This is a genomic window from Bradyrhizobium sp. LA2.1 (assembly GCF_040547725.1).
In the GTDB taxonomy this organism is placed as follows: domain Bacteria; phylum Pseudomonadota; class Alphaproteobacteria; order Rhizobiales; family Xanthobacteraceae; genus Bradyrhizobium; species Bradyrhizobium barranii.
Genome location: NZ_JBEPQI010000003.1, coordinates 178,509 through 205,221 on the forward strand (window position 1 = coordinate 178,509; position 26,713 = coordinate 205,221).

At 64.9% G+C, this 26,713-nt stretch carries 22 protein-coding genes; 15 read left to right on the plus strand and 7 right to left on the minus strand.

Annotation, left to right across the window (positions count from 1 at the left end; genetic code table 11):
- Positions 1 to 2: 2 nt before the first annotated feature.
- Together ABIB95_RS06380 and ABIB95_RS06385 are read right to left on the minus strand one after the other, a co-directional pair.
- The gene (locus tag ABIB95_RS06380; RefSeq protein WP_354238265.1) at positions 3 to 1,253 is read right to left on the minus strand and encodes a Zn-dependent hydrolase; all 1,251 of its coding nucleotides are present in this window, start codon (positions 1,251 to 1,253) and stop codon (positions 3 to 5) included.
- A gap of 31 nt (positions 1,254 to 1,284) precedes the next feature.
- Positions 1,285 to 2,202: a LysR family transcriptional regulator gene (locus tag ABIB95_RS06385; RefSeq protein ID WP_063984703.1), complete on the minus strand. Its 918-nt coding sequence runs from the start codon at positions 2,200 to 2,202 to the stop codon at positions 1,285 to 1,287.
- A gap of 119 nt (positions 2,203 to 2,321) precedes the next feature.
- Here ABIB95_RS06385 and ABIB95_RS06390 point away from each other — a divergent pair, with 119 nt between their 5' ends.
- The 6 genes from ABIB95_RS06390 to ABIB95_RS06415 all read left to right on the plus strand — a co-directional run bounded on the left by ABIB95_RS06390 (position 2,322) and on the right by ABIB95_RS06415 (position 7,899).
- Entirely contained in the window at positions 2,322 to 3,137 is an 816-nt protein-coding gene (locus ABIB95_RS06390; protein ID WP_071915761.1) for a putative hydro-lyase, read from the plus strand.
- A gap of 89 nt (positions 3,138 to 3,226) precedes the next feature.
- On the plus strand, positions 3,227 to 4,471 hold the full coding sequence (locus ABIB95_RS06395; protein WP_354174596.1) for an ABC transporter substrate-binding protein: 1,245 nt from the start codon (positions 3,227 to 3,229) through the stop codon (positions 4,469 to 4,471).
- A 150-nt stretch (positions 4,472 to 4,621) separates the two neighbouring features.
- Complete coding sequence (locus tag ABIB95_RS06400; RefSeq protein WP_063984700.1) at positions 4,622 to 5,500, plus strand: branched-chain amino acid ABC transporter permease; 879 nt, start codon at positions 4,622 to 4,624, stop codon at positions 5,498 to 5,500.
- Positions 5,500 to 6,483, plus strand: coding sequence for a branched-chain amino acid ABC transporter permease (locus ABIB95_RS06405; protein WP_063984699.1), 984 nt, complete (start codon positions 5,500 to 5,502; stop codon positions 6,481 to 6,483). Before ABIB95_RS06400 ends, ABIB95_RS06405 begins: the two co-directional genes overlap by 1 nt.
- Positions 6,480 to 7,211: an ABC transporter ATP-binding protein gene (locus ABIB95_RS06410; protein WP_028146884.1), complete on the plus strand. Its 732-nt coding sequence runs from the start codon at positions 6,480 to 6,482 to the stop codon at positions 7,209 to 7,211. Before ABIB95_RS06405 ends, ABIB95_RS06410 begins: the two co-directional genes overlap by 4 nt.
- Complete coding sequence (locus tag ABIB95_RS06415; protein WP_063984698.1) at positions 7,195 to 7,899, plus strand: ABC transporter ATP-binding protein; 705 nt, start codon at positions 7,195 to 7,197, stop codon at positions 7,897 to 7,899. The genes ABIB95_RS06410 and ABIB95_RS06415 overlap by 17 nt, the downstream gene beginning before the upstream one ends.
- Before the next feature lie 163 nt (positions 7,900 to 8,062).
- Here the strand turns inward: ABIB95_RS06415 and otnC are convergent, their stop codons facing one another.
- Positions 8,063 to 8,731 carry a 3-oxo-tetronate 4-phosphate decarboxylase gene (gene otnC, locus ABIB95_RS06420; RefSeq protein WP_166099069.1) on the minus strand — a complete coding sequence of 223 codons (669 nt, stop codon included), beginning with the start codon at positions 8,729 to 8,731 and terminating at the stop codon, positions 8,063 to 8,065.
- Between otnC and ltnD the strand changes: the two genes are divergently transcribed.
- From ltnD to ABIB95_RS06450, 6 genes are all read left to right on the plus strand, one after another.
- Positions 8,615 to 9,754 carry an L-threonate dehydrogenase gene (gene ltnD, locus ABIB95_RS06425; protein WP_502917800.1) on the plus strand — a complete coding sequence of 380 codons (1,140 nt, stop codon included), beginning with the start codon at positions 8,615 to 8,617 and terminating at the stop codon, positions 9,752 to 9,754. The two genes, otnC and ltnD, sit on opposite strands and share 117 nt — an antisense overlap.
- A 16-nt stretch (positions 9,755 to 9,770) precedes the next feature.
- Positions 9,771 to 10,553: a 2-oxo-tetronate isomerase gene (gene otnI / locus ABIB95_RS06430; RefSeq protein ID WP_247308130.1), complete on the plus strand. Its 783-nt coding sequence runs from the start codon at positions 9,771 to 9,773 to the stop codon at positions 10,551 to 10,553.
- Positions 10,550 to 11,827, plus strand: coding sequence for a 3-oxo-tetronate kinase (gene otnK, locus ABIB95_RS06435; RefSeq protein WP_354174608.1), 1,278 nt, complete (start codon positions 10,550 to 10,552; stop codon positions 11,825 to 11,827). Before otnI ends, otnK begins: the two co-directional genes overlap by 4 nt.
- Before the next feature lie 170 nt (positions 11,828 to 11,997).
- A complete protein-coding gene (locus tag ABIB95_RS06440; RefSeq protein WP_063984694.1) occupies positions 11,998 to 13,689 on the plus strand; it encodes a methyl-accepting chemotaxis protein in 1,692 nt (563 codons plus the stop codon).
- Between the two features lie 245 nt (positions 13,690 to 13,934).
- On the plus strand, positions 13,935 to 17,114 hold the full coding sequence (locus ABIB95_RS06445) for an efflux RND transporter permease subunit (RefSeq protein WP_354238267.1): 3,180 nt from the start codon (positions 13,935 to 13,937) through the stop codon (positions 17,112 to 17,114).
- A complete protein-coding gene (locus ABIB95_RS06450) occupies positions 17,101 to 18,300 on the plus strand; it encodes an efflux RND transporter periplasmic adaptor subunit (RefSeq protein WP_085403936.1) in 1,200 nt (399 codons plus the stop codon). The genes ABIB95_RS06445 and ABIB95_RS06450 overlap by 14 nt, the downstream gene beginning before the upstream one ends.
- A 106-nt stretch (positions 18,301 to 18,406) precedes the next feature.
- Here ABIB95_RS06450 and ABIB95_RS06455 read toward each other — a convergent pair whose 3' ends face one another.
- Both ABIB95_RS06455 and ABIB95_RS06460 read right to left on the minus strand, forming a co-directional pair.
- A complete protein-coding gene (locus ABIB95_RS06455) occupies positions 18,407 to 19,915 on the minus strand; it encodes an acetyl-CoA acetyltransferase (protein WP_354238268.1) in 1,509 nt (502 codons plus the stop codon).
- A 154-nt stretch (positions 19,916 to 20,069) separates the two neighbouring features.
- Positions 20,070 to 21,203: a nitronate monooxygenase gene (locus ABIB95_RS06460; protein WP_247308149.1), complete on the minus strand. Its 1,134-nt coding sequence runs from the start codon at positions 21,201 to 21,203 to the stop codon at positions 20,070 to 20,072.
- 255 nt (positions 21,204 to 21,458) lie between these two features.
- On the opposite strand from ABIB95_RS06460, the gene ABIB95_RS06465 reads away from it, so the two are divergent.
- Both ABIB95_RS06465 and yghU read left to right on the plus strand, forming a co-directional pair.
- Entirely contained in the window at positions 21,459 to 23,132 is a 1,674-nt protein-coding gene (locus tag ABIB95_RS06465; RefSeq protein ID WP_354238269.1) for a flavin-containing monooxygenase, read from the plus strand.
- A gap of 180 nt (positions 23,133 to 23,312) precedes the next feature.
- Positions 23,313 to 24,194, plus strand: coding sequence for a glutathione-dependent disulfide-bond oxidoreductase (gene yghU, locus ABIB95_RS06470; RefSeq protein WP_354238270.1), 882 nt, complete (start codon positions 23,313 to 23,315; stop codon positions 24,192 to 24,194).
- Positions 24,195 to 24,367: 173 nt separating this feature from the next.
- Here the strand turns inward: yghU and ABIB95_RS06475 are convergent, their stop codons facing one another.
- Positions 24,368 to 24,985, minus strand: a complete 618-nt coding sequence (locus ABIB95_RS06475; RefSeq protein WP_354238271.1) for a flavin reductase family protein — start codon at positions 24,983 to 24,985, stop codon at positions 24,368 to 24,370.
- 152 nt (positions 24,986 to 25,137) lie between these two features.
- A complete protein-coding gene (locus ABIB95_RS06480; protein WP_354238272.1) occupies positions 25,138 to 26,415 on the minus strand; it encodes an acyl-CoA dehydrogenase family protein in 1,278 nt (425 codons plus the stop codon).
- Positions 26,416 to 26,509: 94 nt separating this feature from the next.
- Between ABIB95_RS06480 and ABIB95_RS06485 the strand changes: the two genes are divergently transcribed.
- Positions 26,510 to 26,713 carry a hypothetical protein gene (locus tag ABIB95_RS06485; protein ID WP_354238273.1) on the plus strand — a complete coding sequence of 68 codons (204 nt, stop codon included), beginning with the start codon at positions 26,510 to 26,512 and terminating at the stop codon, positions 26,711 to 26,713.

Consider the following 26,713-nt stretch of genomic DNA (forward strand, 5'->3'; position numbering starts at 1 on the left):
GATCAGGATGCGACGCCGGCGATCGCCAGCACGGTGTGCATCAGCACGTTGGTGCCCGCGGCGCAGTCGGGCTGCGTGGCGTCTTCCAGCTCGTTGTGGCTGATGCCGTCCTTGCAGGGCACGAACACCATCGCCGCCGGCATGACGGTGTTGAGGTTGCAGGCATCGTGGCCGGCGCCGGAGGTGATGCGGCGGGAGGAATAGCCGAGCGTCGTCGCCGCGTTCTCGACTGCCGCGATCAGCTTGGGATCGAAATGCGTCGGCGGCTTGCGCCAGACCAGGTCGATCTTGACCTCGACCTTGCGGCGCGCGGCAATCTCGGCAATGGCGGCGCGCAGATCGCGATCGAGCGCGTCCATGATGGCGCCATCCGCGCTGCGGCAGTCCATGGTGAAGGCGATCTCGCCGGGAATGACGTTGCGCGAGGGGTTTGCGATCACGGCCTCGCCGATGGTGCCGACTGCTTTCGGCCCGTGCTTCTTCGCGATGGCCTCCATCGCCAGCACGATTTCGGAGAGCGTCGCGAGCGCATCGCGCCGCAGCGGCATCGGCGTCGATCCGGCATGGCTCTCGAAGCCGGAAATCTTACCGTCGTACCAGAGCACGCCCTGGCCGGAATCGACCACGCCGATGGTCTTGCCTTCGGCCTCGAGGATCGGACCCTGCTCGATGTGCAGCTCGACGAAGCAGCCGAGCTTCTGGAAGCCGACCGGCTTGTCGCCGCGATAGCCGATGCTGTCGAGCGCCTGGCTGACGGTCGTGCCGTCGATATCCTTTCGCGACAAGATGTCATCGGTGGTGAAATCGCCGACGTAAGCGGCGGAGGCCATCATCGCCGGTGCGAAGCGCGAGCCTTCCTCGTTGGTCCAGTTGACGACGCAGATCGGCGCTTCGGTTTCGATGCCTGCGTCGTTCAGCGTGCGGATCACTTCCAGCGCGCCGAGCGTCCCCAGAATGCCGTCATACTTGCCACCGGTCGGCTGGGTGTCGAGATGCGAGCCGATGCCGACGGGCAGCTTCGTCATGTCGCGGCCCTTGCGCAGGCCGAACTGTGAGCCGAGTGCATCGGTGTGCACCTCGAGGCCGGCGTCCTCGCAGGCCTTGCGGAACCAGTCGCGCACCTGCTTGTCTTCGCTGCTCAGCGTCAGCCGCCGCACACCGCCCTTGGCCGTCCCGCCAAACTGGGCGGTCTCGTGGATGGAGCCCCAGAGGCGGGCGGAATCGATTTGCAGATTGGTGGCGGCTCGGCTCATGCGGTCGGTCTCTCGGTTGTCCGGCGCTTTTTCAATGACGCGCCGGCGCGGACTCGTCAACCGCGAGGCTGCTCTGCGCAATCTGCCGTGCGAGCTCGGCGACGCGCTCCACCGCGACGACGTCAGGCGAGGCGAGCCAGCTCGCTGTGAATGTCAGCGGCGCTATGGCGAGATCGGTTTGGAGCAGCTGCAACCGCCCGTCGGCCAGCTCGTTCTCGACGATGGCGTCGGGGATCACGGCGATGCCGAGCCCTTCGACCGCCATATGGATGACCGTCGCCAGCGATGCGGACGCATGCAGCCGGATCGGCGGCAGCTCCGGCCGGTCGAAGACTTCGCGCACGACCTCGTAAGGCCTGGTCTTGCGCGGGAAGGTGATGATCGGAAACCGCGCGAGGTCGGCGCGCGTCACCGGGCCGTCGCCGAGCCCGAGCGAGGGGCTTGCGAGAAAGCCGATCGGATAATCCGCGAGCACGCGATTGTGGACGCCCGAGGCCGACAGCGGCCCCACCACGAAGGCAAGCTCGATCTCCTGCGCGAGCAGGCGCGCAGTGAGGTTCGGCGTGATGTCGACCTCGATCTCCAGCGACAGGTTTGGATAGACTTCGTTCATGCTCTTGACGAGCCGCGGCAGCCAAGTGTGCACGATGGTCTCGGCGACGCCGAGGCGCATCACGCCGCGCATCGCCGAGCGATCGCCGATCTCGGCGATCATCGCCGCCCTCAGACCGATCAACTTCTCCGCATAGACCATCATCTGCCGGCCGCTCGGCGTCGGCGAAGCAACGCGATGATCGCGGTTGAGGAGCTTTACGCCCATCTCGCGCTCGAGCTGGGCGATGCGCTGGGAGATCGCCGGCTGGGTCGTATTGAGCCGTGCTGCGGCGCCGCGAAAGCTGCCGAGCTTCACAACCCAAAGGAAGGTTTCGATCGACCTGAAGTCCAGCATGAGAAGGATTTTCCCGATCGATAAATCTAATTTATCAAGATCGATTAGAAAGGAAGATTAGACTTTATAGCATGCTTGGTGTTCGCTGTCTTTGTCGAGTTTATAGGCAGGTCGATCAAATGACTGTTTTGGTGGCAGCGCAGCAAACTGAAACGCCCGACACGCTCCCGAGCCGCCAGGCGCGGCTCGCCTATCGCGGCGGCCAGGTCGGATCTACTGCCGGCGTCGCCCCCGGCTTCGTCCAGGGCAATCTGGCGATCCTGCCGGCCGAATACGCCAGCGCCTTTCACCGCTTCTGCCAGCTCAATCCGAAACCGTGCCCGATCATCGGCATGTCCGATGTCGGCAGCCCGCACATCCCCGCGCTCGGCGCCGATCTCGACATCCGCACCGACGTGCCGCGCTATCGCATCTGGCGCGACGGCGAGGTGGTCGACGAGCCGACCGACGTGACCAAGCATTGGCGCGACGATCTCGTGACCTTCGTGCTCGGCTGCTCGTTCTCGTTCGAAGAGGCGTTGCTCGACGAGGGCATGCCGATCCGCCACATCGAGCAGAACGTGCGCGTGCCGATGTACCGCACCAACATCGCCTGCGGCGAGGCCGGTCCGTTCGCCGGTCCCATGGTGGTGTCGATGCGTCCGTTCAAGCCGGCCGATGCGATCCGCGCGGTGCAGATCACCTCGCGTTATCCCGCCGTGCACGGTGCACCCGTGCACCTCGGCCATCCGCACCTGATCGGCATCAAGGATCTCGCCAAGCCGGATTACGGCGATCCCGTGCCCGTCGCCGACGACGAGATCCCGGTGTTCTGGGCCTGCGGCGTGACGCCGCAATCGGTGATCAACGCCGCCAGGTTGCCGTTCGCGATCACGCATTCGCCCGGCCTGATGCTGGTGACGGATCTGAAGAACCGGAACATGGCCGTGATTTAGTAGGCAGCGTTTGCTGCTTCTTCGGGCTTTACCGCGTCCATCAATCGCTCCATTCGATCAGTCGAAATTTAGTAACAGGGGACTTTGCCATGACGATCTCTCGCCGCGACGTGCTGCTTGGTGCCACAGCCACTGCCGCGCTGGTGCCGCTCGCTGCACGCGCCCAGACCTCCGAGGTCGTGATCGGCGTGATCTATCCGTTCTCCGGCGGCAGCGCGCAGCAGGGCGTCGACGCGCAGAAGGCCTATGAGACCGCGCTCGAGGTCATCAACAAGGACACCGATTTCGATCTGCCGCTGGCCAAGGGCGAGGGTCTGCCGGGCCTCGGCGGCGCAAAAGTCCGCCTCGTGTTCGCCGACCACCAGGCCGATCCGCAAAAGGGCCGCGCCGAGGCCGAGCGCCTGATCACGCAGGAGAAGGTCTCCGCGATCATCGGCACCTATCAAAGCGCGGTCGCCGTCACCGTCAGCCAGATCTGCGAGCGCTACCAGATCCCGTTCGTCTCCGCCGACAACTCCTCGCCGAGCCTGCATCGCCGCGGCCTCAAATATTACTTCCGCGCCGCCCCGCATGACGAGATGTACTCGGCTGCGATGTTCGACTTCTTCGATGCTTTGAAGAAGAAGGGCACCAAGATCGAGACGCTGTCGCTGTTCCACGAGGACACCATCTTCGGCACCGATTCCGGCAACGCCCAGGCCAAGATCGCCGGCGAGCGCGGCTACAAGATCGTCACCGACATCAAGTATCGCGCCAATTCGCCGTCGCTGTCGGCCGAGGTGCAGCAGCTCAAGAGCGCCAATGCCGACGTGCTGATGCCCTCGAGCTACACCACGGACGGCATCCTGCTCGTCAAGACCATGGGCGAGCTCGGCTACAAGCCGAACGCGATCGTGGCGCAGGACGCCGGCTTCTCGGAGAAGGCGCTCTATGATGCCGTCGGCGACAAGCTCGAAGGCGTGATCTCGCGCGGCACCTTCTCGCTCGATCTCGCGCAGAAGCGTCCCATGGTCGGCAAGATCAACGAGATGTTCAAGGCGCGCTCGGGCAAGGACTTCAACGACCTGACCTCGCGCCAGTTCATGGGCCTGATCATCCTGGCCGACGCCATCAACCGCGCCAAGTCGGCCGACGGCGAGAAGATCCGCGATGCACTGGCTGCGACCGACATCCCGGGTGAGCAGACCATCATGCCCTGGAAGCGCGTCAAGTTCGACGAGGCCGGCCAGAACAACGACGCCGACCCCGTGCTGCTGCAATATATCGGCGGCAAGTTCGTCACCATCTTCCCGCCGCAGGCCGCGATCGCCGAAGCGACCTGGCCGATGAAGTAAGATTGGGAAGCGGGAGCTCGGACGTAGCTCCCGCCCTCATCCTGGGGAACGGGCGTAGCCCGCGTCTCGAAGGACGAGGGCTGGGCCATCCTTCGAGACGCGCGCTGGTGCGCGCTCCTCAGGATGAGGATCTATTTCGGGGGACGACTTTTGACAGCTCAAGCCATTATCCAGAGTCTCGCGAGCGGCCTTCTGATGGGCCTGCTCTACGGACTGATCGCGGTCGGCCTCGCGCTGATTTTCGGCCTGATGGACGTCACGAACTTCGCCCATGGCGAATTCCTGATGCTCGCGATGTACCTGTCCTTCTTTCTGTTCGCGTTCTTCGCGATCGATCCCCTGCTGTCGGCCCCATTGGTCGCCGCGGCGATGTTCGTGTTCGGAGCGGTGGTCTATCTACTCCTTGTACGCTTCGCCATGCGGGCCAAGGCCAATGCCGGCATGGTGCAGATCTTCACGACTTTCGGCCTTGCGATCGTGATGCGCGGCCTCGCGCAGTACTTCTTCACGCCGGACTATCGCAGCATTCCACAGTCCTGGCTCGGCGGTAAAACCATCTCGGTCGCCGGCATCTTCCTGCCCGAGCCGCAGCTCATCGGTGCGCTGGTCTCGATCGCGGCCTTCGCCGGGCTCTACCTCTTCATCCACCGCACCGACTTCGGCCGCGCGCTGGAAGCCACCCGCGAGGATCCCGGCGCCGTCGCGCTCGTCGGCATCGACAAGAACCGCGTGTTCGCGTTCGGCTGGGGCCTCGGCGCCGCGCTGGTCGGTCTCGCCGGTGCGATCATGGCGGTGTTCTTCTACATCTATCCCGATGTCGGCGCGTCGTTCGCGCTGATCGCCTACGTGACCGTGGCGCTCGGCGGCTTCGGCAGCGTGTTCGGCGCCTTCGCCGGCGGCATTATTGTCGGCCTGGTCGAAGCGGTGACCGCGCTGGTGTTGCCGCCATCGCTGAAGTCCGTCGGCATCTATGCCGTCTATCTCCTCGTCGTCTTCATCCGGCCGCGCGGCCTGTTCGGGTCGATGTGATGGACAAGGCTTTTGCAGCGCGGCGCCGCCGCGACCTCATCATCGCCGCCGTGCTGGCCGGGCTCGCAGCGCTGGCTCCGCTGTTGATCAAGGATGTTTACGTCCAGAACATCCTGATCCTGACCCTGATGTATGCGGCGCTGTCGCAGAGCTGGAACATCCTGTCCGGCTATTGCGGGCAGATTTCGCTGGGGCACGCGCTCTATTTCGGCATCGGCGCCTACACCACCGAGCTGCTGTTCACCAAGTTCGGCGTGCTGCCCTGGTTCGGCATGCTCGCCGGCGGCGTGATTGCGGCAATCATCGCAATGGGGCTCGGCTATCCCTTCTTCCGCCTGCGCGGCCATTACTTCGTGATCGCGACCATCGTCATCGCCGAAATCGGACTGCTCTTGTTCCAGAACTGGGAATGGGCGGGGGCTGCGATGGGAATCACCGTTCCCGTGCGCGGCGACAGCTGGCTGAAATTCCAGTTCATGCGCAGCAAGCTGCCGTACTTCTATTTCGCGCTGGTGCTGTGCAGCCTCGCCTGGTTCGTCACCTGGTGGCTGGAGGACTCCAAATGGGGCTTTTGGTGGCGCGCGGTGAAGGACAATCCGGAAGCGGCCGAGAGCCTCGGCGTCGTCGTGTTCAACTCCAAGATGGGCGCGGCCGCGGTCTCCGCCTTCCTCGTCGCCATCGGCGGTGCCTTCTATGCGCAGTTTCTCGCCTATATCGACCCTGAAAGCGTGATGGGCTTCCAGTTCTCGCTGCTGATGGCGTTGCCGGCCGTGCTCGGCGGTATCGGCACCCTCTGGGGTCCGGTGCTAGGGGCGGCCATCCTGATCCCGATGACGGAGCTGACGCGCTCTTATATCGGCGGCTCAGGCCGTGGCGTTGACCTCATCGTCTACGGCGCCCTGATCGTCGCGATCTCGCTGGCCCTGCCGCGCGGCTTGGTGAGCCTGTTCTCCCGTTCGAAAGCAAGAGGAGCCACGCGATGACAGCGCTCCTTGAAACCCGCGGCGTCTGGCAGCGGTTCGGCGGCCTCGTCGCCAACAGCGATGTCTCGATCTCGGTCGGCCGCGGCGAGATCGTCGGTCTGATCGGGCCGAACGGTGCCGGCAAGTCGACGCTATTCAATCTCATCGCCGGCGTCTTGCCGCCGACGCAAGGGTCGATCTGGTTCGACGGCGAGGATGTCACGAACATGCCGGCGGCCGAGCGCTGCCAGCGTGGCGTCGGGCGCACCTTCCAGGTGGTCAAGAGCTTCGAGACCATGACTGTTATCGACAACGTCATCGTCGGTGCTCTCGTCCGCAACACCGTGATGCGCGAGGCGCGCCGCAAGGCGCATGAGGTGCTCGAATTCACCGGTCTTGCCGCGCGCGCCGACGTGCTCGCGAGCGACCTCGTGCCGGCCGAGAAACGCCGCCTCGAAGTCGCCCGTGCGCTGGCGACCGAACCAAAGCTGCTGCTGCTGGACGAAGTCCTCACCGGCCTGACGCCGACCGAGGCGCAGACCGGCGTCGCGCTGGTGCGCAAGGTCCGCGATGCCGGCATCACCGTTTTGATGGTCGAGCATGTCATGGAGATCGTGATGCCGCTGGTCGACCGCGCCATCGTGCTCGACCTCGGCAAGGTGCTGGTCGAGGGTAAGCCTTCCGACGTCGTCCGCGATCCCAAGGTGATCAGTGCATATCTGGGAGATCGTCATGCTGTCGGTGCATGAAGTCACGACCGCCTATCAGGGCCTGGTCGCGATCTCTGCGGTCTCGATCGAGGTCCAGAAGGGTGAGATCGTCTGCGTCGCCGGCGCCAATGGCGCGGGCAAGTCGACGCTGCTCAAATCCATCGCCGGCGCCGAGCGCCCGCGCTCGGGCACGGTGACGTTCGACGGCAAGCGCCTCGACGGCATGGCGCAGCATCACATCACCGCCACCGGCATCGCCTATGTGCCGGAGAACCGCCGCCTGTTCCCGCGCCTGTCGGTGCGCGACAATCTGCGCCTCGGCAGCTATCTGTACCGCGGTGACGCCGACCGCGAGGGGCCGCTCAATCTCGTGTTCACGCTGTTCCCGCGTCTCCAGGAACGTTTGGAGCAACGCGCCGAGACGCTGTCCGGCGGCGAGCAGCAGATGCTTGCCATCGGCCGCGCGTTGATGACGCGCCCGCGGCTGCTGATGCTGGACGAGCCCTCGCAGGGCATCATGCCGAAGCTGGTCGACGAAATCTTCCAGGCGGTGCTGCGCATCCGCGACGCCGGCATGACCGTGCTGATCGTCGAGCAGCGCATGGCCGAGTGCCTGGAGATCGCCGACCGCGCCTACATCCTGCAAACCGGCCGCGTGCTGATGCAGGGCCCGGCAGAGGAGATCAGGGGGAACCCGGACGTACGGAAGGCGTATCTGGGGCTTTAGTTACTACACGATCGGTGTCATCGCCCGCGAAGGCGGGCGATCCAGTATTCCAGAGACATTAGTTGGCTACGGAGAAGCCGCGGCGTACTGGATTCCCCGCCTTCGCGGGGAATGACAGCGGTGAGTGAGGCCGCGCCATCGCGCTCGTCACGAGACGGTGGCGCTAATGCTCGTGCCCGGGCAGCGTCACCCCGAACACCTTCACCAGATCCTTCACCTGCTCCGGCGACAAATACCGCGGGTTCATCCCGCGCAGCAGCAGGTACAGCTTCGCCGTCTCCTCCAGCTCCTCCGTCGCGAATACCGCGGCCTCCAGCGTGTCGCCAGCGACCACCGGGCCGTGATTGGCGAGCAGCACGGATGAATATTTGCCCGCCAGTCCCTTGATCGCATCCGCAACCGCGGGATCGCCGGGGCGGTAATAGGGCACAAGCGCAGTGGCGCCGCATTTCATCAGATAATAAGCCGTCATCGGCGGCAGCGCGGCGCGTGGGTCGATCTCGGGTAGCATCGAAAGCGCGACCGAATGGGTGGAGTGCAGATGCACGATCGCCCGCGCGCTTTCGCGCGTGTCGTAGAGCGCGGTGTGCAGCGGAACTTCCTTGGTCGGCGCATCGCCCGAGAGGAGGCGGCCCCGTGCGTCCAGCCGCGACAGTCGCGCCGGGTCGAGGAAGCCGAGCGAGGCGTTGGTGGGGGTGACGAGCCAACCCCCGTCGTGCATCTTGACGCTGATATTGCCGGAAGAGCCCGGCGTCAGCCCGCGCTCGAACAAGGACCGTCCGAAGCGGCAGATATCCTCGCGCAGCCGGGTCTCGTTGCTCATAGCCGTCATGCCCGCTTGTCTCACGCTTTGGCAGCGCGGCCAAGCCGTGTTATTCGGATCAGTGAGCCGCCGCAAAGGGCGGCCGTCCAGGAAACGTTCGCAAGGGTCAGTTGCATGTCCGCCTCCACGTCACAAAATCAGCGTATCGCGGTCATCGGGCTCGGCTCGATGGGGTTCGGCATGGCGACCTCGCTGAAGCGCGCTGGTCATGCGGTGACCGGCTGCGACGTCTCGGCTGACGCCGTGGCGCGTTTCGTGAAGGACGGCGGCACAGGCGTCAGCACGCCAGCGGAAGCGGCCAAGGGCGCCGACATCGTCGTCAGCGTCGTCGTCAATGCCGCGCAGACCGAGACCATCCTGTTCGGCAAGGATGGCGTCGCCGAGACCCTGCCGAAGGACAGCGTCTTCCTGTCCTCCGCAACCATGGACCCGGATGTGGCCCGTCGCCTCGCAAAGCAGTTGGAGGCGACCGGCCGTCACTATCTGGATGCGCCGATCTCCGGCGGCGCGCAGCGCGCGGCCCAAGGCGAACTGACGATCCTTGCCTCCGGCAGTCCCGCTGCCTTTGCAAAGGCACGGCCGGCGCTCGATGCCATGGCGGCAAAACTGTACGAGCTCGGCGATGCCGCAGGGCAGGGCGCCGCCTTCAAGATGATCAACCAGTTGCTCGCCGGTGTGCATATCGCCGCCGCCAGCGAAGCGATGGCGTTCGCCGCCAAGCAGGGCCTCGACATCCGCAAGGTCTATGAGGTGATCACGGCCTCCGCCGGCAATTCCTGGATGTTCGAGAACCGCATGCCGCACGTGCTCGACGGCGATTACACGCCGCGCAGCGCGGTCGAGATCTTCGTCAAGGACCTCGGCATCATCCAGGACATGGCGCGCAGCGCCCGCTTCCCGGTGCCGGTCTCGGCCGCCGCTCTCCAGATGTTCCTGATGACGTCAGCTGCCGGCATGGGCCGCGATGACGACGCCTCGGTGGCGCGCATGTACGCGCAGGTCACCGGCGTCAAACTTCCCGGCGACAAGTAAAGCCAAGAGGATTCCAATGCCCCGTTTCGCCGCCAACCTCTCGATGATGTTCACCGAGGTGCCGTTCCTCGACCGTTTCGACGCCGCCGCGCAAGCGGGCTTCACTGCAGTCGAATTCCTCTTTCCCTACGAGCATCCGGCTGAAGTGGTCGGCGAGCGGCTCAAGCGCAACGGTTTGACGCAGGCGCTGTTCAACCTGCCGCCGGGCGATTGGAATGCCGGCGAGAAGGGTTTTGCGGCGCTGCCGGCGCGATTCTCCGATCTTAAGGCGAGCCTGGAGACCGCGTTGCCTTACGCCAAGGCGACCGGCGTCAAGCGGCTGCACTTGATGGCCGGCATTGCCAACCGCGGCGAGCGCGTCGCGATCGAGGCGTTCTACAAATCGGTGGCGTGGGCTGCGGAGTTCTTCGCTCCGCACGGCATCGATATCGTGCTCGAGCCGATCAATGCGCGCAATGTGCCCGGCTACTTCCTCAACGATTTCGGCTTCGCGCGCGACCTGATCCAGGAACTGAGACTGGCGAACCTGAAGCTCCAGTTCGACATCTATCACTGCCAGATCATCCATGGCGACGTCACCATCCGCCTGCGTGAGATGATGCCGATCATCGGGCACATCCAGATCGCCAGCGTCCCCTCGCGCAACGAGCCCGACGGCGAGGAGCTGAACTATCCTTTCCTGTTCACTGAACTCGACCGGCTCGGCTATACCGGCTTCGTCGGTTGCGAATACAATCCGCGCGGCAAGACCACCGATGGCCTCGCCTGGTTCAAGCCTTATGCGGGAGTGAAGCCGTGACGCTCGCACTGGGTTGCATCGCCGACGACTATACCGGCGCCTCCGATCTCGCCAACACGCTGACGCGCGCGGGCCTGCGTACCGTGCAGACTATCGGCGTGCCCGCGGACGATCTCACGCTGCCCGAGGTCGACGCCGTCGTGGTGTCGCTGAAGAGCCGCTCGATCGAGGCGGGCCTTGCCGTGTCGCGCTCGCGCGCGGCGGAGAAATGGCTGCGTGGCCGCGGGGCGCGCCATGTGCTGTTCAAGATCTGCTCGACCTTCGATTCCACCGATGCGGGCAATATCGGCCCGGTGATGGACGCGCTGCGCGCCGATAGCGGCGAGGCCGTCGTGCTGGTGACGCCGGCCTTCCCGGAGACCGGTCGCACGGTCTACCAGGGCAATCTGTTCGTCGGCGCCGTGCCGCTGAACGAGAGCCCGCTCAAGGACCATCCGCTCAACCCGATGCGCGATTCCAACCTGGTGCGCGTGCTGGCACGCCAGAGCAAGACGCAGGTGGGTCTCGTCGACCTCGCGACCGTCACCCGCGGCGCGGAGGCCGTGCGGGCTCGGCTGGCCGAACTGTCAGGCAAGGGCATCGGTGCCGCGATCATCGATGCCGTGTTCGACCGCGACCTCGAGACCATCGGCCTCGTCGCTGCCCAGCATCGGCTGTCGGTCGGCGCCTCCGGCATCGGCCTCGGACTGGCGCGGGCTCTCGTCTCGACGGGCAAGGTCAAGTCGGCCGCTGGCAGCGGCGGGGCGGACGCCGCCGTCAGCGGACCGGCGGCCTGCCTCGCCGGAAGCTGCTCGCAGGCGACGCTTCAGCAGATCGCCAACGCCGAACGCGTCATGGCGGTGCTCCATCTCGATCAGGACCGTATTCTTACGGGAGCGGACGAAGTGCAGCGCGCGATCGCCTGGGCCAGGCCGCGTTTAGCCGACGGTCCGGTCCTGATCGCGTCGAGCGCGACACCGGATCAGGTCGCCGCCTTGCAGGCGCGCCACGGCCGCGATGCGGCCGGTCACGCCATCGAGCAGGCGATGGCCGACATTGCGGAAAACCTAGTCAAATCAGGCGTCAGGCGGCTGGTCGTGGCTGGCGGCGAGACCTCCGGCGCCGTCGTCGATCGCCTCGGGATTCCCGGCTTCCTGGTCGGTGCGGAGATCGCTGCGGGCGTCCCGGTGCTGCGCGCCGTCGGCGCTGAAGCAGGCGATATGTTGCTCGCGCTGAAGTCCGGAAATTTCGGCGGGCCGGAATTCTTCGCGGACGCGCTTGGGCTCATGCGCTGAGCGCAGGGCGTTCTTAGCTGCCTGTTCATTTCTTTCAGGCTCCGTACTCGAACGGAGTCGTAGTTAACATCTGCTCAGTCGCTCTGTTGTCTGATGTCGGCGTCGCTCCTTTTGGTTGATTGTTAAGACCTCCCGGACGCGCGCCCGCGCCAGCACAACGAGACCCGATTATGTTCGCCACCATTTCCATTCGCGCCAAGATCATCAGTGTCGTGGCGTTCCTGCTGGTCGCGATGACCGGCATGGGCCTGCTCGCCGTCACGAAGATGCGGTCGATGAACGCCAACACCACCGACATCACCACGAGCTGGCTGCCCAGCGTCCGGGTGCTCGGCGAACTCCGCGCCAGCGTCATCACCTACCGCAACGTCGTTCGCCAGCACATGCTGTCCGAGACCCTCGAGGAGAAGCTCGCCAACGAAAAGACGGCCGGCACCGTCATCGAGGCGCTCGCCAAGTCCCGCAAGGCCTACGAGCCGATGATCACTTCGCCCGAGGAACGCCGGCTGTACAACGAATGGGCCAAGCTCTGGGACGATTACAAGAAGGGCACCGAAGACGTCATGGCGCTGTCGCGCAAGGAGGCCGGCAAGGTCCCGCATGACGCGCAGGAGCTGAACACCAAGACGGTCAACAAGATCGGCCTTGCGTCGGATGAGGTCCTGATGAAGGACATCGATCTCAACACCAAGGGCGGCGACCAGGCTGCCCAGGATGCCGCCGACAGCTATTTCTATGCCTTCATGCTGGTCTCGATCATCCTCGGCGCCGCCGTGATCATCGGCATCGGCGTCAGCTTCTACCTGGTCCAGGACGTCTCCGCCGGCATCAACTCGATCATCCAGCCGATGCAGGCGCTCGGCAAGGGCGACCTCTCCGCCGAAGTCCCGCATCGCGGCGAGAAGACCGAGATCGGCGCCATGGCCGACGTACTCCAGATCTTCAAGGAAGCCTTGATCGCCAAGAAAGCCGCCGACGAGGCCGCCGCCGCCGATGCCGAAGCTAAGATCGAGCGCGGCCGCCGCGTCGACGGCATCACCCGCGATTTCGAAACGATGATCGGCGAGATCGTCCAGACCGTGTCGTCGGCCTCGACGCAGCTCGAAGCCTCCGCCTCGACGCTGACCTCGACCGCCGACCGCTCACAGCGGATGGCGACCACGGTCGCCGCGGCCTCGGAGGAAGCCTCGACCAACGTGCAGTCGGTAGCCTCGGCCACCGAGGAGATGGCCTCGTCGGTCGGCGAGATCAGCCGTCAGGTGCAGGAATCAGCGCGGATGGCGGGCGACGCCGTCGGCCAGGCCCGTGCCACCACCGAGCGCGTCAGCGAGCTGTCCAAGGCGGCCTCCCGCATCGGCGACGTCGTCGAGCTGATCAACACCATCGCCGGCCAGACCAACCTCTTGGCGCTGAACGCCACCATCGAGGCGGCGCGTGCCGGTGAAGCCGGCCGCGGCTTTGCGGTGGTCGCCTCCGAGGTGAAGGCGCTCGCCGAGCAGACCGCCAAGGCGACCGGCGAGATCGGCCAGCAGATCTCCGGCATCCAGGCGGCGACCAACGACTCGGTCGGCGCCATCAAGGAGATCTCCTCGACCATCGAGCGTCTCTCCGAAATCTCCTCGGCGATTGCGGCTGCGGTGGAAGAGCAGGGCGCAGCGACCCAGGAGATCGCCCGCAACGTGCAGCAGGCGGCGCAGGGGACCCAGCAGGTCTCCTCCAACATCACCGACGTGCAGCGCGGCGCGACCGAGACCGGCACCGCCTCCTCGCAGGTGCTGTCGGCAGCGCAGATGCTGTCCAACGACTCGAGCCGCCTCAAGACCGAGGTCAGCAAGTTCCTGACCAACGTCCGCGCGGCCTGAGCCGGGAAACCATCGCAGTTCTGAAGGCGGCGCCTGCGGGCGCCGCTTTTTTTGCTGGGGGTGAGCCGCTTCCGTAATATTCCGGCCGCAGGCTGCATATCTGGAATGCGATTTCGCAGTGCGATAGCAGGGAAGTGACCGGACGGGGCGGCGCTGTCGTTGGCCATTTCCACGGTGTTCGGGTAAATCAGCCCTAGGAACCCGTGGGGCGTGTTCCCTGTCCCTGATTTGGAATTGCCTGACCAATGATTGCTCTGGTCCGTATTGCCCTGAGCCGACCCTACACGTTTGTCGTGCTCGCGCTTCTGCTCCTGATCATCGGGCCGCTCGCGGCCCTGCGGACGCCGACCGACATCTTTCCGGACATCCGCATCCCCGTGATCGGCGTGGTCTGGCAGTACACCGGCCTGCCGCCGGACCAGATGTCCGGCCGCATCACCACGCCGTTCCAGCGGGCGCTGACGACGACCGTCAACGACATCGAGCATATTACCGCCAACTCCTATAACGGCTTTGGCATCATCAAGATCTTCTTCCAGCCGAACGTCGACATCCGCACCGCCAACGCGCAGGTCACCGCGATCTCGCAGACGCTGCTGAAGCAGATGCCGCCGGGCGCAACGCCGCCCCTGATCCTGAACTACTCCGCCTCGACCGTTCCGATCATCCAGGTGGCGCTGTCGGGCGATGGCCTGACCGAGCAGAACCTCGCCGATATCGGCATCAATAATCTGCGCACCCCGCTGGTCACCGTGCCCGGCGCGGCGATCCCGTATCCGTTCGGCGGCAAGCAGCGCCAAATCCAGATCGACCTCGATCCGACCGCGCTCCAGGCCCGTGGCCTGTCGGGCCAGGACGTCGCCAACGCGCTCGCAGCCCAAAACCTGATCACGCCGGTCGGCACCCAGAAGATCGGCCAGTTCGAATACAACATCCAGCTCAACAACTCGCCGCTGAAGATCGACGAGCTCGGCAATCTGCCGATCAGGACGGTCAACGGCGCGATGGTCTATGTGCGCGATGTCGCGACCGTGCGTGACGGCAATCCGCCGCAGACCAACATCGTCCATGTCGACGGCAACCGCTCGGTGCTGATGATGGTGCTGAAGGCGGGCGCGACCTCGACGCTCGATATCATCGCCGGCATCAAGCAGAAGGTGATCGACGTCAAGGACCAGCTGCCGGACGCGCTGAAGATCGGCTTCATCGGCGACCAGTCGGTGTTCGTCCGCGGTGCGATTCAAGGCGTCGCGATCGAAGGCGTGATCGCGGCGCTGCTGACCAGCGTCATGATCCTGCTGTTCCTCGGCAGCTGGCGCTCCACGGTCATCATCGCGGTCTCGATCCCGCTCTCGGTGCTCGGCGCCATCATCATGCTGTCGGCGATCGGCGAGACGCTCAACATCATGACGCTCGGCGGCCTTGCGCTCGCGGTCGGCATCCTCGTCGACGACGCCACCGTCACCATCGAGAACATCAATTACCATCTGGAGCAGGGTAAGCCGGTCGAGCAGTCGATCCTCGACGGCGCCAACCAGATCGTGACGCCGGCTTTCGTCTCGTTGCTGTGCATCTGCATCGTATTCGTGCCGATGTTCTTCCTCTCCGGCGTCGCCCGCTTCCTGTTCGTGCCCATGGCCGAAGCCGTGATGTTCGCGATGATCTGGTCGTTCATCCTGTCGCGCACGCTGGTGCCGACCATGGCGAACTATCTGCTGCAGGCACACGTCCATCACGAGGGCGGCCCGCCGAAGTCGCGCAATCCGCTGGTGTGGTTCCAGCGCGGTTTCGAGGCCCGGTTCGAGCGCATTCGCGGCGGCTACCATGACTTCCTCGGGCTCGCGCTGGCGCACCGCGCGGTGTTCGTGATCGGCTTCCTCTGCGTGGTCGGCGCGTCCTTCGCGCTGGTGCCGTTCCTGGGACGCAACTTCTTCCCGGCGGTCGATGCCGGCAATATCCTGATGCATGTCCGCACCCAGGTCGGCACCCGCGTGGAGGAGACGGCGAACCAGCTCGCCGACGTCCAGAAGGCGATCCGCAAGCTGATCCCCGGTGAAATCGAGACGCTGACCGACAACATCGGCATGCCGATCTCCGGCATCAACATGACCTACAACAACACGGGCGTGATCGGCCCGCAGGACGGCGACATCCAGATCAAGCTGAAAGAGGGCCACAAGCCGACGGAAGAGCACGTGCGCGTGCTGCGCGAGCAGCTGCCGCGCCTGTTCCCCGGCGTCAGCTTCGCGTTCCTCCCCGCAGACATCGTCAGCCAGATCCTGAACTTCGGCGCGCCGGCGCCGATCGACCTGCAGATCCGCGGCGCCAACGTCAACGCCAACTTTGCCTACGCCAACAATCTGTTGGCGCGGGTTCGCAAGATTCCGGGCGTTGCCGATGCGCGCATCCAGCAGTCGCCGAACAACCCAACCTTCAACATCGACGTCGACCGCACCCGCGCGCAATATGTCGGCCTGACCGAGCGCGACGTCACCAACAGCCTCGTGGTCAATCTCGCCGGCTCCTCGCAGGTCGCGCCGACCTACTATCTCAATCCGGAGAACGGCGTTTCCTACTCCATCGTGATGCAGACGCCGCAATACCAGATCGACTCGCTCAGCGCGCTGCAGACGCTGCCGATCACGGCAACGGGCGCCTCGCAGTCGCCGATCCTCGGCGGCATCGCCGACATCAAGCGCGCGACCTCGAGTGCGGTGGTGTCGCAATACGACATCCAGAACCTCATCCAGATCTTTGCCACGACCTCGGGCCGCGATCTCGGCGCGGTCGCCGCCGACATCCGCCAGGTGATCGCCGACACGGCCAAGGACGTGCCGAAGGGCTCCTCCGTGGTGCTGCTCGGCCAGGTGCAGACCATGAACAGCGCCTTCACCGGTCTTCTGTTCGGCCTGCTCGGTGCCGTCGTGCTGATCTACTTCCTGATTGTCGTGAACTTCCAGTCCTGGTCCGATCCGTTCGTGATCATCACGGCGCTGCCGGCCGCGCTCGCCGGCATCGTCTGGATGCTGTTCATGACCGAGACGACGCTGTCGGTGCCGGCCCTGACCGGCGCGATCATGTGCATGGGCGTTGCCACCGCCAACAGCGTGCTCGTGATCTCCTTCGCCCGCGAGCGCTACGAGGAACTCGGTGACCCCATCGCCGCTGCGCTCGAGGCCGGCTTCGTCCGGTTCCGCCCGGTGCTGATGACCGCGCTCGCCATGATCATTGGCATGGCGCCCATGGCCCTCGGACTGGGCGAGGGCGGCGAGCAGAATGCGCCGCTTGGCTGCGCCGTGATCGGCGGCCTGATCTTTGCAACTTTCGCCACGCTGATGTTTGTTCCCGTGGTGTTCAGTATGGTACACAAGAAACAGGGCGCCAAAGCCGCCGCCCCATTGGAGACTCCGCATGTCGCCCACTGAACCCCGCTCCCCGGTGTCGCACCGGAAACTGGGCATCTTCGGCGTGGTGGCGCTGATTGCGGCAGGCCTCGTCGTAGGCACCGGCATTCGTGCCCGCGAGGAGCAGGGCTCCAAGCTGAAGGAATGGACCGACGATCAGGCCGTTCCCAGCGTTGCGGTGACCCTGCCGAACGCAAAATCCCTCAACGGCACCATCGACCTGCCGGGTCGGCTCGAAGCCTATTACCGCGCGCCTATCTTCGCACGCGTCTCCGGCTATCTGAAGAGCTGGAGCGTCGACATGGGCGCGCGCGTCAAGGCGGGGCAGGTGATCGCCGAGATCGAGGCGCCCGACCTCGACCAGCAACTGCTTCAGGCCCGCGCCGACCTCGCCAGCCAGCAGGCCAGTGCCAGGCTCTCGGAAGCAACGCTCAACCGGCGCAAGACGCTGGTCGCCTCCAACTTCGTCTCCGCGCAGGAGATCGACGAGCGCACCGCCGATCTCTCCAACAAGAACGCGGCCGTCCATTCAGGCCAGGCAAATGTCGAACGGCTTGAAGCGCTGGCCGGCTACAAGAAGATCACGGTGCCGTTCGATGGCGTGGTCACGGCGCGCGATACCGACGTCGGCGCGTTGATCAATGCCGGCGGCGGCTCCGGCCCGGCGATGTTCGTGGTCTCCGACATCACCAAGCTGCGCGTTTACGTCAACGTTCCCCAGAACTACGTGCCTGCGATCAAGATCGGCGCCAAGGCCACCATGGTCATGCCGGAATACCCGAACCGGACATTCCAGGCGACGGTCGAGGCGTCTTCGCAGGCCGTCGACGTCGCCTCAGGAACCACCCGCATGCAGCTTCGGCTCGACAATTCCAACGGCGAGTTGATGCCCGGCGGCTATGCCAGCGTGAAGCTCAACCTTCAGCGCGACACCGCGCCGCTGAGCATTCCCGCCAGCGCCCTGATCTTCAACGGCAGCGGTCTGCGTGTTGCGACCGTCGGTCCCGACGACAAGGTGCAGTTCAAGACCGTGACCATCGCGCGCGATCTCGGCAAGGAGATTGAACTCGCCTCGGGCATCGCACCCGACGACCGCGTCATCACTGCCCCGCCGGATGGCCTTTCCGACGGCGACCAGGTTCGCGTCGCCGGCGGTGCCAAGGGCAAGCCGGCGACGGCGTCGGAGAAGCAGGCGCCGAAGGGCTAGGTTGATCTCGTAGGGTGGGCAAAGCGAAGCGTGCCCACCGTCTTCACGTGATTGGAAGAAGAATGGTGGGCACGGCGCAAGAGCGCCTTTGCCCACCCTATGAAAGCTACGCCACCCGCCACTCCGGCACGTCATCCGCGGCCATCGCGATCTCGCCGAGCGAGCCTACTGGCGTGCGATCCATGTTGAGCAGATGCGCAAGCGTCGCCGCGTCGCTCGCCGGAATGCGCGCGAGTGTGCGCCGCTCGTCCGCCGTCCGCAGCATCACCACGCCGTGTTCGACCTCGCCGCCGCGGCCATAGAGCACCGTAAAGCTCTCGACCTTGCCCTTGCCTGAGACCTCCGTGACGAACTCGGGCACCGCGCGCTTGTTGCGGTCGGCCTCGCCTTGCACGCTCGTCTCCTGCGCCAGCGCCTCACGTGGCGTCTTCGACACCACCAATGCGTGGTGCTTGGTGACGAAGCCGCCCTGGCCGTAGAGCAGCCCGAGCTTGGCACCATCGCGCACACGCCGCACCATCGCGCAGGCCGCATGCGTCATGTAGGTGTTGAGCGGCGCGCCGAAGAAGGTCAGGCCACCGGTCACGGTCGGCTGCACGTCGACCCCGAGGCCAAGCGTCCGCCGCGCCATCTTGGGCACGCAGGGGAAGCAGCTATAGAGCTCGATCGCGTCGAACTTTTTACCGTCGCCGCCGGCGAGATCCATCGCCGCCTTCAGCACCGCATTCTGCGGATGGCTTTCATGGAACTGATCGCGCAGGAGGTAATCGCGCGGCTCTTCGGCCGAGGCGCCGCCAAGCGGGTAGACCAGCTTGTCCTCCGCGATGCCGGCCGCGCGCGCCTTGGCGAGGCTGGTGAGCAGCAGCGCGCCGCCCATGTTGACGCTGGGGTTGGCGACCATGAGCTTGTTGTAGGGCCAGGCGATCAGCCGGTTGTCGGCCGTCGGCGTCGTGATCTCGTCCGGCGCATGGCGCCGCTTCAGCCAGGCGTTGGGATTTTCGGCGGCGGCCTGGGAGTAGCGCGACCACAGCGTGCCGGACTCTGCCATGGCTTCGCGCGGCGTCTGGCCCCAATGGGCGGAGGAGGCGGACTCATAGAATGGATAAACCGTGACGGGACGGAACACGCCGAGTTTCACCGCCAGCGGCTTCTGGAAAGCCGCCCCACGCTTGGGCTCCTCGACGTCATGGGCGAACGGCGTCCAGGGTAGCTTGACCCCGGCGCGCTCCGCCTTGGTCGCGGTCGACTGCGCCTCCGCGCCGCAGACTGCCGCCACAGTGCATTCGCCACGCGCGATGCGTTTTGCCGCCTCGTGGATGTAGCGGATCGGGCTCTCGCCGCCGACCGGGCCGTAATAGCAATGCGCCGGCGCAATGCCGAGCCGCTGCGCCAAAAGCTTCTCCGGATCGCGATAGCGCCAGCTCAGGAAGTTGACGACGTCGAGCGACTGCACCTCGCCAAGCAGCTTTGCGCCGGCGTCCTGCTCGGCCCGCCGCAGCGCTTGCTCCAGAAGATCGAGAGGCTCGAGGCCCTCGGTGATCTCCTTGGGTCGGTCGATGATCTCGCCGATGCCGACGATGACGGGGATGCGGTCTTCTGGGATATTGTCAGTCATAATCTCGATTCACGATGTTAGTTGTCTCGTCATTGCGAGGAGCTCGCGACAAAATTGCGAAGCAATTTTGCGCTGTAGCGACGAAGCAATCCAGATATGTATCCGCGGAAGCAGTCTGGATTGCTTCGCTTCGCTCGCAATGACGATGTGGATGCTACTCCGCTACCAGCGCATTCATGTGCTCGACGGCCTCGGCAAATTCCTCCTTGAACTCCTGCACCACCGCGCCCGCCGACTTCACGCTGTCGATCAGGCCGACGCCCTGGCCGACGAAATAGCTGACGAGGTCGCGCGCCTTGGCATTGCCGCTCGCCGCCGCCCGATCGATCGCGTTGAAGGCGTCGCGGCTGATGACGCTTTGCAGCGGCATCGGCAGCGCGCCGGGGCTTTCCGGCGCGCGGTCCCAGGCATCGGTCCAGACCGACCGGAGCTGGCGTGCGGGCTTGCCGGTGCGCCCCTTCGAACGGATCGCGTCGCGCGAGGACGCCGCGATCATCTTCTCGCGGAAGATCTCCGTGGTCTCGGCCTCCACGGTGGCGAGCCACACCGAGCCGGTCCAGGCGCCGGCCGCGCCCATCGCCATGCAGGCGGCCATCTGCCGTCCCGTCATGATGCCGCCGGCCGCGAGCACCGGCACGTCGCGGATGTTCTTGATCGCCTTGATCACCTCCGGCACCAGCACCAGGGTGGAGACCTCGCCGCAATGGCCGCCGGCCTCGGTGCCCTGCACCACGAGAATGTCGACGCCGGCGGCGACCTGGCGCAACGCATGCTCCTTGGCGCCGACGAGGGCGGCAACCGGCACGCCGTGCTTCCTGCCCATCTCGATCATCGCCTTCGGCGGCACGCCCAGCGCGTTGGCGATCAAACGGATCGGATGGTTGAAGGAGACCTCGAGCAGCTGAAGTGCGGTCTTCGCGTCGAACGGTTGCGGCTGGTTGTCGGCCACATCACTTGTCGTCAACTCGATGTCGTATTTCTTCAGGAGGTCGCGCGTGTAGGCGCGGTGCTCCTGCGGCACGCGCGCCTCCAGGCTCTTCCAGGTGACGTCCTTCTCGCCTGCGGTCGAGATGTTTTCGGGGATCAGCACGTCGATGCCATAGGGCTTGCCGTCGACATGCTCGTCGATCCATTTCAGCTCGCGTTCGAGCGTGTCGGGCGTGTGCACGGTCGCGCCCAACACGCCAAAGCCGCCGGCGCGGCTGACGGCGGCAACGACGTCGCGGCAATGGCTGAAGGCGAGCAGCGGGAACTCGATGCCCAGCATGTCGCAGATCGGCGATTTCATGGCACTCTCCCGGCAGCCGTCGCGTTGCTGTTGTTGCTTTGCTTGAGCGAAGGCACTTCGAGGCTAGCCCATCGTCGCTAGCGATGCCAATCCGGATTTGGCCGCGCATCTTGCGTGCAGACGCCACGCGGCGGATGAGCCATTCCGCAGCACAAAATAAACAGGCCAGAGCCCACCGATTTGCCTCTTGCGCTTTTGTGAGCCTGTGAGAATGCTGGCGCAAACAAAGAGAAAACAGCGAGGGAGCGCCAACTGATGTCGCAAGCGCAAGCGAGTCCGGCCCGAACCGTGAAGGCCCAAGCCTTGAAAGCTTACGACGTGGTCGTCGTCGGCGCGGGCTTTGCCGGCATGTACATGCTGCACCGCCTGCGCGGTCTTGGCTTCTCGGCGCGCGTCTATGAGCAGGGCGGTGGCGTCGGCGGCACCTGGTACTGGAATCGCTATCCCGGCGCGCGCTGCGATGTCGAGAGCATGCAGTATTCCTACTCGTTCTCGGAAGAGCTTCAGCAGGAGTGGGACTGGAGCGAACGCTATGCGCCGCAGCCGGAGATTCTGAACTACGCCAACCACGTTGCCGATCGTTTTGATCTTCGTCGTGACATCCAGTTCGACACCCGCGTCGAGCGCGCGGCGTTCGACGCGGGCACGAAGTGCTGGTCGGTGAAGACGTCGGACGGCGAGACGGTTGAGGCGCAGTTCATCGTGCTCGCGACCGGCTGCCTCTCGAACGCGCGCAAGCCTGACATCAAGGGCCTCGAGAGCTTCAAGGGACCGGTCTACCACACCGGCAACTGGCCGCATGAAGACGTCGACTTCACGGGCTTGCGCGTCGGCCTGATCGGGACGGGATCGTCTGGCATCCAATCGACGCCCGTCATCGCAGAACAAGCAAAACATCTCACCGTATTTCAGCGCACGGCGAATTTTTCGATTCCCGCGCGCAACGCCGCGCTGACCGGCGAAGAACGCAACAATTTCCGCAAGACCTATCCGGAGATCCGCCGCTTCGCCCGCGAAGTCGCACGCAACGGCATTTTCGCCGAGCAACCCGATCGCGGCGCACTCGACGACAGCGACGAGACCAGGAATGGCAAATATTCGACGCGCTGGGAGCGCGGCGGGCTCACCTTCATGTATGTCTACAACAATCTCGGCCTGGAGCGATCCGCGAACGATACCGCGGCGAACTTCGTGCGCGGCAAGATCGCCGAGATCGTGAAGGACCCCGAAACCGCGAAGCTGTTGCAGCCGAACAGCCATCCGATCGGCACCAAGCGCATCTGCATCGATACGGATTATTTCGCGACCTTCAACCGGCCGAACGTCTCGCTGGTCGACATCAAGACCAATCCGATCGAGGAGATCACCGCGAATGCCGTGCGCGTCGCAGGCAAGGACCACGAGGTCGACGCGCTTGTGATGGCGACGGGGTTCGATGCCATGACTGGCTCGGTCGCGAAGATCGACATCAGTGGCCCGGGCGGACGGACGCTGAACGAGAAATGGGCGGAAGGCCCAAAGACCTATCTCGGGCTGATGAGCGCGGGCTTTCCGAACCTCTTCATCATCACCGGCCCCGGCAGTCCGTCGGTGCTCTCGAACATGATCGTCTCGATTGAGCAGCATGTCGACTGGATCGCCGATTGCCTCGTCCACATGCGCAGGCAGGGTGTTGCCACCATGGAGGCTTGCGGGGAGGCCGAGGACAAGTGGGTCGCCCATGTCAACGAGGTCGCGCACGGCACGCTCTATCCGCAGGCCAATTCCTGGTACATGGGTGCCAACATTTCCGGCAAGCCGCGCATCTTCATGCCCTATATCGGTGGCGTCGGTGTCTACCGCCGGATCTGCGACGAGGTCGCGGCGAAGGGATATGAGGGGTTTTTGCTGGGGCGGGCCGAGCAGGGGCTGACGGCGGCCGCGTCCTGAGCCTCGCTCCGATCGTCATTCCGGGGCGCCGTAGAGCGGCGGGCCCGGAACGACGGCGGGGAAGTGGCCTGCCATGACGAAACGCAGAGTTGCCCCGCCCGGCAATGCATTTCTGCGCCCTTGCCATCGGCCGTTCGCGGGCTAATTAATGCAGGCGCATCTTTTCGCCGGAGCCCCCGCATGACCGACGCCCCCGCCTACGTGCCGCCCAAAGTCTGGACCTGGAACAAGGAGAACGGCGGGCAGTTCGCCAGCATCAACCGGCCCATCGCCGGTCCCACCCACGACAAGGAGCTGCCGGTCGGCAAGCATCCCTTCCAGCTCTATTCGCTGGCGACGCCGAACGGCGTGAAGGTCACGGTGATGCTGGAGGAACTGCTGGCGCTCGGCCACAAGGGCGCCGAATACGATGCCTGGCTGATCAGGATAGGCAATGGCGACCAGTTCGGCAGCGGCTTTGTCGACATCAACCCGAACTCGAAAATTCCCGCGCTGGTGGACCGCTCCGGTCCCGAGCCGATCCGGGTGTTCGAATCCGGCTCGATCCTGGTCTACCTTGCCGAGAAGTTCGGCGCCTTCCTGCCGAAGGATATCAAGAGCCGCACCGAAGCGATGTCCTGGCTGTTCTGGCAGATGGGCAGCGCGCCCTATCTCGGCGGCGGGTTTGGTCACTTCTATGCCTACGCGCCGACCAAGATCGAATACGCCATCGACCGCTTTGCGATGGAGGTCAAGCGCCAGCTCGACGTGCTCGACCGGCGCCTTGCCGACAACGAGTACCTCGCGGGCAATGAGTACACCATCGCCGACATCGCGGTGTGGCCCTGGTACGGCGCGCTCGCCAAGGGGCTGGTCTATGGCGCCGGCGAATTCCTGTTGGTGCAGGACTACAAGCACGTGCAGCGCTGGACCGACCAGATCGCCAAGCGCCCGGCCGTCAAGCGCGGCCGCATGGTCAACCGCGTCTCCGGCGATCCCGCCAGCCAGCTCCACGAGCGCCACGACGCCGGCGATTTCGACACCAAGACGCAGGACAAGATCGGCGAGCCGGCCGCGACGTAAACGGTGCTCGCTTCACCTCGCCCCGCTTGCGGGGAGAGGTCGAATTCGATCGAAGATCGAATTCGGGTGAGGGGGACTCTCCGCGAGTCCAACTCACACTGTTTTCTCGGAGGCAGCCCCTCACCCCAGCCCTCTCCCCGTAAGAACGGGGCGAGGGAGCGCGATGGCGCGGCCTACTTCCCCTTCCCCCCTTCCGCGGCCGGAAACACCACGCGATCATCCGTGCGGCAGTAGCGATCGGCGAACATGCGGCCGATCGGGTGATAGCGGTCCATGTGCACCCGCATCGCCTTGTCGTCCCACAGTTCGTCGCGGATATGGAAGTGGATGCCTTCGCCCATGATCAGCCGGCGATCGTCGTTGACGTCGATCATCTTCCAGAGCTTGCACTCCATCGCCCAGGGCGTGTCGGCGAGCCGCGGCACGGCGATCTTCGCCGATGGTGCGAGCTTCAGCCCGAGATAGTCAGGCTCGCCCACTTCAGGGGGAAAGTCGCCGCTGCTCTCGTGCATGGCCTTCGCCAGCGGCTCGTCGGCGAGGTTGACCACGAACTCGCCAGTGCGCTGGATGTTGAGGAACGTGTCCTTGTCCTGGCCGTTGGGCTTGCGGTTCGCCGCGAACATGCACAGCGGTGGATCTTCGCAGAAGGCGTTGAAGAAGCTGAACGGCGCGGCGTTGACGACGCCGGTCGGCCCGACCGAGGTCACCCACGCGATCGGCCGTGGCAGGATGAAGGACGTCAGCACCTTGTAGCGCTCGCGTGGCGTCAGGTCGCTGGCGGCGTATTCCATGGTGGCTCCGTAGGAGTGAAACTCTCGTAGGGTGGGCAAAGCGAAGCGTGCCCACCACTTTCTTGCGAAGCCGCGATGGTGGGCACGGCGCGCGAAGAGCGCGCCTTTGCCCACCCTACGGCTCTTCCCGAGCGGGGAGAGGCCAGAGACTTTTACGCCATGCTCAGCTCGTGGCGTCCCACCACCATCCAGTGCACCTCGTCCGGACCATCGGCGAAGCGCAGATGGCGCACGTCCTGATACATCTCGGCAAGCGGGGTCCAGTGCGAGATGCCGCTGGCGCCGTGCATCTGGATCGACTGGTCGATGATCTTGCAGGCGCGCTCAGGCACCATGGCCTTGACCATGGAGACCCAGACGCGGGCCTCCTTGTTGCCGAGCACGTCCATCGCCTTGGCGGCCTTGAGCACCATCAGCCGCATCGCCTCGATCTCGCAGCGCGCCTGCGCGATGATCTGCATGTTGCCGCCGAGATGGGCGATCTTCTTGCCGAACGCCTCGCGGGTGAGGCCACGCTGCACCATCAAATCAAGCGCCTTCTCGGCCTTGCCGATGGTGCGCATGCAGTGATGGATGCGGCCCGGGCCGAGGCGGAGCTGCGAGATCTCGAAGCCGCGGCCTTCGCCGAGCAGCATGTTCTCCTTGGGCACACGGACGTTGTTGAAGCGCATGTGCATGTGGCCGCGCGGGGCGTGGTCCTGGCCGAACACGTACATGGGCCCGAGCACCTCGACGCCGGGCGTGTCGCGCGGCACCAGGATCTGCGACTGCTGCTTGCTCGGCGCCGCATCCGGATTGGTCTTCACCATCACGATGAGGATCTTGCAGCGCGGATCGCCGACGCCGGAGATGTAGTATTTCTCGCCGTTGATGATCCATTCGTCGCCGACGAGCTTTGCGGTCGTGGAAATGTTCTTGGCGTCGGAGGAGGCGACGTTCGGCTCGGTCATGACATAGGCTGAGCGGATCTCGCCGTTCATCAGCGGCTTCAGCCACTTCTCCTTCTGCTCCTTGGTGCCGACGCGCTCCAACACTTCCATGTTGCCCGTGTCCGGCGCCGAGCAGTTCATCGTCTCGGAGGCCAGCGGACTCTTGCCCAGTTCGGAGGCGATATAGGCGTAGTCGAGATTCTTCAGGCCCTGGCCGGTCTCGTCGTCGGGCAGGAAGAAGTTCCAGAGGCCTTCCTTCTTGGCCTTGTTCTTGGCGACCTCGAGCACCTCGAGCTGCTTCGGGGTGAAGCTCCAGCGATCCTGCTTGCCTTCGCCGGCCTTGGCGAATTCGATCGACATCGGCTCGACGGTGTCGCGGATGAATTTCCTGACGTGATCGTAGAGCGGCCGGACCTGGTCCGACATGCGCAGATCGTTGAGCTCGTCGCCGGGATTGAGAGTGTAGTTGGTGGTGCGGGGTATGTAGGCGTGCTTTGTCATTGTTCCTCCCGGGGTCACTGAGATCGCGTTGGGCCGCAGAATAGTCGCAGCGCGGCCAAAGCGCGAGCGCACATTTTTTCAGGCGACCCATGCCATGCGATGGAATATCGCGAGCGTGTTTGAAATGTTGTTTGAACGGGGTCGAAGCTTCGGCGTGCTCGCGCACCAATCTCCGCTGTCATCGCCCGATTTAATCGGGCGATCCAGTATTCCAGAGGCGGCGGTGATTGAACCGAAAGGCCGCGGCGTACTGGATGCCCCGGTCAAGCCGGGGCATGACAGCGGTGGTTGCGGCTAA

What these genes read in the sequence shown, in the direction of transcription:
- ABIB95_RS06380 (WP_354238265.1), bottom strand. Translation starts at nt 1,253, where the DNA reads ATGAGCCGAGCCGCCACCAATCTGCAAATCGATTCCGCCCGCCTCTGG.
- ABIB95_RS06385 (WP_063984703.1), bottom strand. Translation starts at nt 2,202, where the DNA reads ATGCTGGACTTCAGGTCGATCGAAACCTTCCTTTGGGTTGTGAAGCTC.
- ABIB95_RS06390 (WP_071915761.1), top strand. Translation starts at nt 2,322, where the DNA reads ATGACTGTTTTGGTGGCAGCGCAGCAAACTGAAACGCCCGACACGCTC.
- ABIB95_RS06395 (WP_354174596.1), top strand. Translation starts at nt 3,227, where the DNA reads ATGACGATCTCTCGCCGCGACGTGCTGCTTGGTGCCACAGCCACTGCC.
- ABIB95_RS06405 (WP_063984699.1), top strand. Translation starts at nt 5,500, where the DNA reads ATGGACAAGGCTTTTGCAGCGCGGCGCCGCCGCGACCTCATCATCGCC.
- ABIB95_RS06410 (WP_028146884.1), top strand. Translation starts at nt 6,480, where the DNA reads ATGACAGCGCTCCTTGAAACCCGCGGCGTCTGGCAGCGGTTCGGCGGC.
- ABIB95_RS06415 (WP_063984698.1), top strand. Translation starts at nt 7,195, where the DNA reads ATGCTGTCGGTGCATGAAGTCACGACCGCCTATCAGGGCCTGGTCGCG.
- otnC (WP_166099069.1), bottom strand. Translation starts at nt 8,731, where the DNA reads ATGACGGCTATGAGCAACGAGACCCGGCTGCGCGAGGATATCTGCCGC.
- otnI (WP_247308130.1), top strand. Translation starts at nt 9,771, where the DNA reads ATGCCCCGTTTCGCCGCCAACCTCTCGATGATGTTCACCGAGGTGCCG.
- ABIB95_RS06440 (WP_063984694.1), top strand. Translation starts at nt 11,998, where the DNA reads ATGTTCGCCACCATTTCCATTCGCGCCAAGATCATCAGTGTCGTGGCG.
- ABIB95_RS06445 (WP_354238267.1), top strand. Translation starts at nt 13,935, where the DNA reads ATGATTGCTCTGGTCCGTATTGCCCTGAGCCGACCCTACACGTTTGTC.
- ABIB95_RS06450 (WP_085403936.1), top strand. Translation starts at nt 17,101, where the DNA reads ATGTCGCCCACTGAACCCCGCTCCCCGGTGTCGCACCGGAAACTGGGC.
- ABIB95_RS06455 (WP_354238268.1), bottom strand. Translation starts at nt 19,915, where the DNA reads ATGACTGACAATATCCCAGAAGACCGCATCCCCGTCATCGTCGGCATC.
- ABIB95_RS06460 (WP_247308149.1), bottom strand. Translation starts at nt 21,203, where the DNA reads ATGAAATCGCCGATCTGCGACATGCTGGGCATCGAGTTCCCGCTGCTC.
- ABIB95_RS06465 (WP_354238269.1), top strand. Translation starts at nt 21,459, where the DNA reads ATGTCGCAAGCGCAAGCGAGTCCGGCCCGAACCGTGAAGGCCCAAGCC.
- yghU (WP_354238270.1), top strand. Translation starts at nt 23,313, where the DNA reads ATGACCGACGCCCCCGCCTACGTGCCGCCCAAAGTCTGGACCTGGAAC.
- ABIB95_RS06475 (WP_354238271.1), bottom strand. Translation starts at nt 24,985, where the DNA reads ATGGAATACGCCGCCAGCGACCTGACGCCACGCGAGCGCTACAAGGTG.
- ABIB95_RS06480 (WP_354238272.1), bottom strand. Translation starts at nt 26,415, where the DNA reads ATGACAAAGCACGCCTACATACCCCGCACCACCAACTACACTCTCAAT.
- ABIB95_RS06485 (WP_354238273.1), top strand. Translation starts at nt 26,510, where the DNA reads ATGCGATGGAATATCGCGAGCGTGTTTGAAATGTTGTTTGAACGGGGT.